The sequence below is a fragment of the Peptostreptococcus sp. genome (genome assembly GCF_977045075.1).
In genome coordinates this window covers 1-10453 of the sequence record NZ_CDRRTB010000064.1, presented here as the reverse complement: position 1 = coordinate 10453, position 10453 = coordinate 1, and the positions used below count along the sequence as shown (strand labels likewise).

Below are 10453 nucleotides of genomic sequence, written 5' to 3'. Positions count from 1 at the left end.
AAACTGATGATAAACAAAAGGTTCCACCAGTCTGGATACTGATTTTCTAGGTCTAGCAGGTCCTCTAGTGCCTCTTGGGCCTGACCCTGGAATACAAGGTTGTAGGCCTTTTCATACCTTACTTTGTAGTCGATCTTTGATAGGTTTTCCATAATATCTGCCCTTGACTCCTCATCTATACCTAGGTCTATGGCCCTGTCCCAAGTCAGTTTGGCCTTGGTAAACTGATTCTGGTTGGAATAATGGAAGCCTAGCTGGTAGTAGGCAAGGGCAAAGCTATCATCAATATCCAAAATCTTCTCCAGACTGGCCAAGGCCTCTAGAAGAAAGTCATTCATGGCCTTTATATCCTCATCCTTTTGGTACTTAAGGCTTAGCTCCTGACAAATGATGGCGTATTGGTATAGGGCCATGACATCGTCTGGATCCATCCTTAGGTAGGCCCTGATATATACTAGGGCATCCCTTAGCTCACCCTTACTAAAGGCCTGGTTGGACATATATCCCATATATTCCATATAGTCAAAGTTGGCCTTCCTGGCAAATGTCTCAATCAGATCATCATACTCCACATTATATACAAAGTCGGGGTCTATACCCTCTAAGTATAGCATGGCATCAATCATCGACATCATATTGAGCTCCTCCTGGGCTTTCTTGTCCTTGATTGACTTGACTAGAACATTTGACTTAATAGGTAGCTTGATGCCCTCCTTAGGCGGCACATAGCCCATCAAATCAAGGTCCTCTGATTCATCTATTGTAATAAAGACCAATTCCTCAGTCTTGTCTAATATATACTTGTCTAATCTATTTTTCATATCTATCCCTTCTCACTCTATGATTTTATAATTATCTATATTATACCCAGCCAGCTAGTCCCTAATTGTATAGGTCATATTGTAGGGACCTGACTTGGTCTCTAGCCTTACTATATAGGTATTGCCATCTCTTAACTTGTCGACTATCCTATACCTGTTTAAAATCGGGTCTTTCGCTTGGTATCCTACCTCTTCCTTTAAGAAGTGCCTAGGAGATGACTTGACCTGGTACTTACGACTGGTCTTTTTCCTATTTCGTAGATCTACTAGGTAGTCTGCCATAGAAAGTACAAAGGTCTCACTCTCTTGGCCTTGTCTTTCGAGATTTGAGTCATTTTTGTCGTAGCCAAGCAGGATAGCAAGAAGGCCTGAAAGGCTGTCCCTACCAATATTACCATCGACTAGCCCTCCTATGAGGTCGAATAGGTCTGGACTATCAAGGTCATATTTAAAACCGTCCAGTCCCTCTAAGTGGTCTACCAGCCTGTGAACCTTCTCTATATATTTTATCTTCTTTAGTTGGAAGACTATGGTCTCCTTCTTTGATTCCTTTATTAGGTTATAGGATACTAGCTTGTCTTTTATATCCTTAAATATTTGGACCCTATCTCCCTCTTGACTTGGTTCTCCTGACCTAATATAAGCCCTTATAAGACTATCAATGATAAATACCTCTATTATGTAGTTATCTAGGCTCTCAGGGGTCGTGTAGAAGGTCATAAGCTTATTTATAAGGTCTATCAAACATGATTCATATGCTTGGTAGGACCTGTTGGCCAAGATCATAGCTAGGAAGAAGGACAAGGGGCATCCGTTATCCTTAGACCCATAGGAGTTGAAGTAGACCAGCTCATCATAAAGCCTGTCTACATCGAAGTTAATAGGTCCATTAGACCTGTTGTCTAGGACCTTTGTCCCTATTAGGATAAGCCTGTTTGTTGGCAGGGATAGGTCCAGCTTGCCGGCCTGGTCTAGCTCGTAGGACCTGGTGTATAGTTCTTTAATTATTAGGTCTGTATTTTGCATAGACCAACCCCCCTTTTTTATAGTTATTCAAGCTATATTTTATCATATATTTTAATAATATCATAGCTTATGACCTATATTCTTTGGTATTGCAACACCTTTTTATCCTATGGAAGTGTTAGAGAAAAGGTAAAAAAATATGGATAGGGAAAATCCCTATCCATACCTGTATTACTAATAAATTAGTATTATTCTTAAGTTATTAACTAGTGATTAAAGACCTAGTATATCAACAACGCTCTTCATAACGTCATTTGAAACAACTCCACCAACCTGGTAGATGTTAGTCTTAAGACCCTTTAATACACCAGTATCTAATGTATCTTTCTGATCCTTGTTTAGCTTGTCAGCAGTTAATAGAACAGCTAGACCTCTGTCTGCAGCGAATGCACCAGCAGTCTGAGCATCTACTAGGTACTGAGTCTTACCAGATACTACAGCAAGACCGTTAGCCTTTGGATTAGCATAGAATTCGTTGATAACAGCTAGGTTAGTAGCGTATCTATCTTCACCAGAAAGTCTCTTAACCTTATTGTTAAGAGTATTGTAACCCGCTGGAGTTACGCTTCTAACTTTTTCGATATCCTTGAATACCTGAGTTGAAGCAGTTGAAGTACCACCTACAACGTAAGCCTGATCTACCTTACCTGCTAGGTAAGTTCTAGTAGTAGCCTTTATACCATCTTTTCTAACAACTAGGATTGGAGATACCTTTCCTGCAGTCTTCTTAGCAGCAACAGCTGAAACTGACATAGCATCGGCAGCACCGTTTCCACCTACTACGAATCTAGTAGTTGAAGCCTGTTCATCCTTAACTAGTCTGTGGTCAACTTCTAGAGAAGTGTCATATCTGTCATCACCAGCAAGTCTAACAACAACAGCACCGAACTTATCTTCTAACTGCTTCTTAGCAGCGTATGATACAGAGTTTTCTCCACCAACGATGTATACAGTCTTGTTGCTTAGGTCCTTACAAGCTCTTTCTATTTCAGCAAGAGATCCGTTGTCTAGACCGTTCTTACCAGCTATAAGAACTGGAGCGTTCTTAGCAGCAGCTAGAGGAGCAGCTGAAAGACCATCTATTAATGCATTAGCACCAACTACAACTACAGAATCAGCTTCCTTGTATCCGAATCTTTCCTTAGATACTTCTACTGCTGTAGCAGCTCTGTCAGAACCAGCAAGCTTAACGAACTTACCAACAACTACTTCGTTCTTGCCCTTAAGGTCATTTAATACTCTAACAAGATCCTGCTGAGTCTTACCTTCGAACTTGAACTGAAGAGTCTTGAATCTATCCTTATCGTTCTTGTCTAGAACTCTAACGTTTAATCTTAGAACATAACCGTCACCAGCTACATCTATCTTAGCATTTGCAGTATCTACTGCTGCTTCAGCCTGAGCGTCATTAGCAACCTTAACACCAGCATTTGTAGCTAGAGCATAGTTAACACCCTTATAGTTGAAAGAGTAGTCAGCCTTGTTGTCTCTCTTAGCTCTTATTAGTGGGTTGATTAGGTCAGCACCAGCCTTGCTATATCCTTCAGCCTTAGTGTACACTGTTGGAACAGCTATTTCGTGTACTTCAACGTCATCTAGAACGTATTCGTGAGTTCCAACTAGTGGTAGGTCAAGAGTTCTTGATACACCACCAACATTTGCTATCTTAGCAAAGTCTACTACCTGGTCAGCTACAGCCTGAGAATTTCTAACTGCTTCAAGAGTTAAATCCTGCTTTTCAGCCTTAGGAGCTGTAAAGTCAAGAGCTTCACTGTTTACGCCAACTTCAATCTTCTTACCACTCTTAAGCTCGATAGTTACCTGATTACCAGTTCTAGTAACATCCTTTACAAAAGATACAGGAGCAACTACACCTGCTAAAGCATCTATTTCAGCCTTAGTATCGATAGCATCAAGTGAAACCTGAGTATCAGCTTCTGTTACAGCACCTGCAACATAGTGCTTGTTAGTAGTTGTGTATGTAGACTTATTGTCCTTTACACCCTTGTCAACGATTAGAACGCTAGTAGCCTTTACACCAGTTGCTAGTGGAGAAGACATTCTCTTTTCGATTAGGTTCTTAACCTTTGCAGCGTCAGTTACAACATATCTTACATGTCCTGCAACTGCTGGTGTAGCTTCAGCAAGACCACTGTATATAGTATTAGCTACTGGAACTAATCCATAAGCTTCTGCATCTGCTACAGCAGCATCTGCATCTACTATTACAGCATACTTAGAGTTTTCATATCCCTTTACAGCGTCTGGACCTGGTACTCTTATACCATCTTCCTTATCGCTTGCATACTTGTCAGCTAAAGCAGCAGCTATCTTAGCTTCTACCTCACCGATTGACACATTATCATGCTTGATTGTGTCAGCACTTGCTAGCACTGGAGCTACAGTCGTTACTGCAGTCGCAGCAGCCATTAAAACAGCTATTTGTTTCTTCATGTTATCATTCCTCCCAAACATATTATTGATTACATTTCTTTTAATAATTCTTTATGATTCCGAACAAAAAATATATAGAATCATACATTTCTCACACTTTAATATTATTACAAAATTGTAATAATTTCAAGATGTTTTTGCAAAAAAATTCAAAAAAACCAAAAAAATCAACAAATATAGGTCTTTTATATACATCCTACTTGCTCTTTTCTTTAGTTTTTATTTGCTTTTTTCTTCAACATCTTTACTATTATACAATAGCTTTTTCATATTTACAAGAGCTTTTATTTTATTATCTAGTTTTAGTTACCAAATAAGGAAGCTCTTGTAACTTTTTTGTTGTAACTTTTACTCATGCCTATTACTTTTATACTTATCTACCATATTAATAGAAAGTTGTTTTCATTTACTAGGCTTATTTACGAACTATCCTATTTACTACTCACTTATACCCTCAAGCATCTTTTCCTTTGAATAAGGATATAACCTATTAAAGCTTCCTATTACAAAGTACCTATAGCCGGCCTCATCATAGTAGCATGTCATCAAGGATACTATGGCCTTGCCGTCATACTGACCTAGAAGGCCATCCCCTATCAGGTCTACCCTGTCATCCTTTACCTTCATCATCTTGATAGCCTTGTACTCGTAGATGTTTTTCTTGTTAGTCAGCTTGATTATGTCGCCTTCCTTGATATTCATCAGACCACCAAATAGGATCTTGTCATTTTTACAATAGTGGCCTGCTATAGCATAGTTCCCCTGGCCCATATGCTGGTTGGCCTTCATAGTGCAGGCACCATACATTAAACTGTTGTTCTCTAGGCCTTCAAACAAGGCTATGTTCTTATTTATAGATGGTATTACCAGCTGACCAATGACCTTCGACATGTCTGCCCTATCCCTATTCAGTATTACACCGTTTATATTTATAGGGTCAATCTTAGATGCATCATAGTTAATCTCGCTGCTAGGCTTGGCATTTTTTTCTAGGTCCTTGTCTGAAAGCTGGGATATGTTTATATCCTGCCCCTTTTTCATCAGGAGATATTCAGATATTTTTGGTACTGATAAAAATAGGATACCTACTAGTATCAGCAATAGTCCTAACTTTTTCATTTTGTCCTCCTTACTTATTTCAGATTTCTAATATATTAATTTATAATCTTCCTTATATTCCTTACACATATACTAACAGCCACTAGCTCAGCAATTATTACACACCACCATACCCTGTCTAGGTTGCCAGTTAGTGAGAATAGGTAGGCTAGGGGTACTAGGACTAGCAACTGCCTGATTATGGATATCATCATACTAAGGGTTCCCTTACCTATGGCCTGGAAGACCCCTATAGATATTATAGATATGGCAGCAAATGCAAAGCTGGTAGCTATTATCCTAAAGGCAACCCTACCAATGACCAACATCTGGTCTGATGCATTGAACATGCCTAGGAGCTTGTCTGGAAATACCATCATTATCAAGGTACCAATCAGCATTATAGTCACTGCATACCTCATGCCTAGGAATATTGTTTCCCTCATCCTCTCCTTGTTGCCAGCCCCGTAGTTGTAGGCTACTATTGGTATTATACCGTTGTTTAGGCCAAAAACAGGCATAAATATGAAGCTCTGTAACTTGAAGTATATACCAAGAAGGGCAACTGCCGTTATGGAAAACTTTGCCAATATCTGGTTCATTGAGAATATAGTTACAGAAGATATAGATATCATTATAATTGAAGGTATACCTACTGCATATATATCTCTTATTATTTTGAAGTCTGGCTTCATATACCTGAATCCAATATCTATGTCCTTTTCCTTCCTTATGCATAGGTAGGCAACTACAAGGGCACCTACATACTGGGATATTACAGTTGCTAGGGCAGCGCCTGCTAGTCCCATGGCCGGCATACCAAACCAACCAAAGATCATTATTGGGTCAAGGATTATATTCATTAGGGCCCCACTTATCTGGGCAATCATAGTATACATAGTCTTGCCCGTTGCCTGGAGTAGTCTCTCAAACATAAGGTGGGTAAAGATACCAAGGGACCCCATAAGACATATCCTTAGGTAGACAGGCCCATGAGAAATTATCTCCTGGTTGTCTGTCTGGATTGTTATTAGCTTGTCTGATAATAATAGCCCCATCATAAAGAAGGCTATAAAACTAAGAAAGGCTAGCAGCAGACCATTGTTGGCTATCTTGTTGACCCTGGAGAACTCCTTGGCACCTAGGCTTCTTGCTAGGAAGGAGTTGACTCCTATAGCTGTACCTATACCAACAGACATCATCAGCTGCTGGAAGGGAAAGGCCATGGATACCGCCGTAATTGCTTCCTCACTAATCTGGGCAACGAAGATACTATCTACTACATTATATAGGGACTGGACCATCATAGAAATTACTATTGGAGCTGACATAGTCAGTATTAGTCTATTAATGTTCATAGACCCCATCTTATTTTCTTTAATGTGTTCTTTACTCGATGTGTTCGTCAAATTTTTTACCTTACTTTCCTATTATTTCATGTTCGCTTCCTGTTTTTTCTTATCACCACCATTTATCAGGCCCTTGTAGCGAAGGTAGACACCTGAATAAATGATATTGTCAATTATAGACTTATTGACCTTTATATCTAGGTCTAGGATCGCCTCCTCGAGCCTTGCCAGGGTCATGCCTATTAGCTTGTCTACCCTGACCTTTAGTCCTTCCCTGTCGTCCTTGTAGGAGCTAAATGGATTATACCTACCCTTTTCAAGGTCTTGATCTAGGTCCTCATAGGCATCCATTATATATATGTACTTACCTATATTAAAGCCAACCTTCCTTAACCTGTCCCTGTATTCATCATCCTTATAGTCAAATATTTCCTCTAAGAGTCTAGCAAAGCAGTTTGAGGTCTGGTCTATTGAAGTTGACTGGTCCTCTTCAAGAGACCTCAACTCTCCAAGACAGGCCTTTATAAAGTCTGCCTTTTGGGGGTACTTGTCGTAGGCTGTCTTAAAGGACTTCCTGTAGGCCCTTCTTACCAACCTTGACTTGATATCACCCTCATCGTTCACATCGTCCTCTAGCTTGTAGTAGGCTAGGAGTATATTCATACTGGCTGCATACTCTGTAATTTCATTGATGATGTGCTTTTTCTTTTTCACTGGATCCACTATACACTTCTCGTGAAATACCTGGGCACTTGGCTGGTATATTGAGCTTAGTAATACTATCAGGAAGGTAATATCATAGTTGATTGTCATCCTGGATAGCTCCGTATGGTTTCTCTTTAGGTACTTACAGAGACCACAGTAGTAGGCCTTGTAGTGCTCATATTCACGAAAGGTCAGGTCCATCTTATTTATTCTTACATAACCAAACATTTCTTTTTCCTTATCTATTTAAACCTGTTTTTATAATATCCTCTGCTTGAATATAAATGAGGCTAATTTTGCCTGTTCTTCAAGCATGGTCATACCGTTTATTGACCTTATACCCATTGACTTGGCCTGGCTAAGTAGCCTGGTTTCTTCCGGATTGTAGATTAGGTCTAAGACAGCCTCTAATCCTTTAAAGGGACCCAGGTCCAATGGTGCCTGGTCTATGTTAGGATACATGCCAAGAGGTGTGGTATTTACTATTATGTCTGCCAGGTCATAGTGCCTGTCCAGATTCTCATAATTGTCTTGACCACTTCTGGATACAATTACAATCTGTCCTGCCCCCATATCCTTCATGTAGGCCTCTACAGTCTTGGAGGCTCCTCCACTTCCCAGGATTAGGACATACTTACCACTAGGGTCTAGGTCTAGCCCCTGGACCATCTTGGAAAAGCCATAATAGTCAGTGTTGTCTCCATATAGGCTACCGTCATCTAGCTTAACTAGGGTATTTACCGCTCCTATTGACTTGGCCCTAGCTGATAAGTCATCACAGTAGCCGAGTGCTGTCTCCTTGTAGGGTATGGTTACATTAGAGCAATCTAGTGGGTAGACCTTCATATAATTGTCTATCTCGTCCCTAGCTATTTCGTATAGCTGGTAGTCGTAGTCACCTAGGCCTAGATGGAGCTCTGGTGACTTGCTATGAGATAGACTTTCACCCAATAAACCTGATTTCATAGTCCTAGTAGCTACTGGCCTTGTATCAAAACTCGCAAGGTCATCAAGGTCTGTCTCTATGATTTGACAGTCACCTATAGACCTTGGAACAATTAGGTTGATCTTGTCTCCCTGTCTCTTCTTGTCTGCCCTTATAAGGTCCATGAGCTGGTCCGTCTCGTATGGACAAGCAAGGTCTAGGCCTGCCTTGTCTAGGGCCATGGCTATACTAATATGATCTGAAAATTTCATCATACCCCTGGCAACTGCATACCTTGATATTAGGTTTAGGCCAATGGCTACTGCCTGACCATGTCTAAGCTCGTAGTCGCTAAGCTTTTCTATAGCATGGCCTAGGGTATGGCCTAGGTTTAGGGCCTGTCTTTGCCCCTTGTCAAATTCATCTGCCATGACATACTTGGCCTTGATGGCTATGGCCTGGTATATATTTTCCATTAAAGCCCCTAGGTCTGACCTGGAGGCTAGCTTATTTATATCTAATGACTTGTCCAATACTGCATACTTTACCATTTCCCCCATGCCTGATGACCAGTCTTGGTCCTTCAGACTGTCTAGGCTATTGATATCGCATATTACTAGGTCCGGCTGGTAAAAGGCTCCTATTTGATTCTTACCATAGCTGGTATTAATAGCAGTCTTGCCTCCTACACTTGAGTCTATCATGGCTAGTAGGCTGGTTGGAACCTGGACTAGGCCAAGTCCCCTCTGGTAGGTAGCTGCACAAAAACCTGCAAGGTCACCTACTAGACCTCCACCTAAGGCCAGGACCATATCCTGTCTAGTCATTTCTTCCTTTGACATATGGTCAATTATAGCCTGGTAGTTGATTAGGTCCTTGTTGGCTTCACCCGGCTCTACCACATACTTAGAGATCCTATAGCCTGCTTGTGCAAGTGATGTCTCTACCTGTTTTGCATAGAGGGAATCAATATTTGTATCTGTAACTATACAAAGCTTGGTCCCCTTGCTTGATGGTAAATTTGTAAGTATTTCCTGGCCTATATTTTCTAATAAGTCCCTCCCAATCAAGACCTGGTAGGACTTAGACTTAGTTTTAATATTTATATTTCTCATGCTAGCAGTCTCCAAGAGCCTTCTTAATTCTCATGACCTGGTCAACTATCTGGGCGAATTGACTAGGTAGGATTGACTGGTCCCCATCTGATAGGGCATTCGGTGGATCGTTGTGGACCTCTATCATGAGGCCATCTGCCCCAGCTGCTATTGCTGCCAAGGACATTGAGCCTACCATACTAGACATACCTGTTCCATGACTAGGGTCTACTATCACTGGTAGGTGGCTGACATCCTTTAAGATAGGGACCACTGATAGGTCTAGGGTATTCCTTGTAATATCACTAAAGGTCCTAATACCTCTTTCACATAGGATGACCTGGTCATTACCATGGTGCATTAGGTACTCGGCACTCATCAACCACTCCTTGACTGTAGATGAAAATCCCCTCTTTAGTAGGACTGGCTTACCTATCTTGCCTAGCTCCTTTAAAAGTTCAAAGTTCTGCATATTTCTAGCACCTACCTGGAGTATGTCTACATCTACGAACTGGTCCAAGTCACCAATACCTACGATTTCTGATACTATAGGTAGGCCTGTTTCCTTCTTTGCTATCCTCAGTAGGTCTAGTCCATCTGCCCTCATTCCCTGAAAATCATAGGGAGATGTTCTAGGCTTGTAGGCCCCACCCCTCAGAAGGCTGGCACCAGCTTCCTTAACCGACCTTGCAATAGACACTATCTGGCCCTCAGACTCAACTGAGCATGGCCCTGCTATTATTATAGGTAACCTACCACCTATCTCTATGATGCCTGAAACTGTATTTATAGTAACGGGTCTAGTTTTCTCACTAGGGTCCCCTTTTGTTCTTTTTAAACCTTCTATCATATAGACCTCCTCGTATAATATACTTGTAGTTAAAACTACTTTTTTTCTTTTCTATCCCCTCTTCTTTGTGGGATAATATTAGTATAGATAGAGGTCGTAGCTACCTCCTTGAAGTCATATCTTCCTTTTAA

The 10453-nt window shown here is 40.8% G+C and carries 8 protein-coding genes; all 8 read right to left on the bottom strand.

The window, feature by feature from the left end; genetic code table 11:
• Window positions 1-821, bottom strand: an 821-nt coding sequence (locus ACW6OJ_RS06030) for a tetratricopeptide repeat protein (RefSeq protein WP_456096031.1), incomplete at its 3' end; no start/stop codon positions are given.
• A 54-nt stretch (window positions 822-875) separates the two neighbouring features.
• Entirely contained in the window at window positions 876-1847 is a 972-nt protein-coding gene (locus ACW6OJ_RS06025) for a hypothetical protein (RefSeq protein WP_456096030.1), read from the bottom strand.
• Window positions 1848-2060: 213 nt separating this feature from the next.
• The gene (locus ACW6OJ_RS06020) at window positions 2061-4301 is read right to left on the bottom strand and encodes a cell wall-binding repeat-containing protein (RefSeq protein ID WP_456096029.1); all 2241 of its coding nucleotides are present in this window, start codon (window positions 4299-4301) and stop codon (window positions 2061-2063) included.
• 438 nt (window positions 4302-4739) lie between these two features.
• Complete coding sequence (locus tag ACW6OJ_RS06015) at window positions 4740-5420, bottom strand: class A sortase (RefSeq protein WP_456096028.1); 681 nt, start codon at window positions 5418-5420, stop codon at window positions 4740-4742.
• Between the two features lie 35 nt (window positions 5421-5455).
• The gene (locus ACW6OJ_RS06010; RefSeq protein ID WP_293433538.1) at window positions 5456-6757 is read right to left on the bottom strand and encodes an MATE family efflux transporter; all 1302 of its coding nucleotides are present in this window, start codon (window positions 6755-6757) and stop codon (window positions 5456-5458) included.
• Window positions 6758-6829: 72 nt separating this feature from the next.
• Window positions 6830-7681 (bottom strand): DUF5685 family protein, encoded by an 852-nt coding sequence (locus tag ACW6OJ_RS06005; protein WP_456096027.1) that lies wholly within the window; start codon window positions 7679-7681, stop codon window positions 6830-6832.
• A 30-nt stretch (window positions 7682-7711) separates the two neighbouring features.
• Window positions 7712-9493: a 3-dehydroquinate synthase gene (aroB, locus tag ACW6OJ_RS06000; protein ID WP_456096026.1), complete on the bottom strand. Its 1782-nt coding sequence runs from the start codon at window positions 9491-9493 to the stop codon at window positions 7712-7714.
• 1 nt (window position 9494) lies between these two features.
• A complete protein-coding gene (gene aroF, locus ACW6OJ_RS05995) occupies window positions 9495-10322 on the bottom strand; it encodes a 3-deoxy-7-phosphoheptulonate synthase (protein WP_456096025.1) in 828 nt (275 codons plus the stop codon).
• Window positions 10323-10453 lie beyond the last annotated feature (131 nt).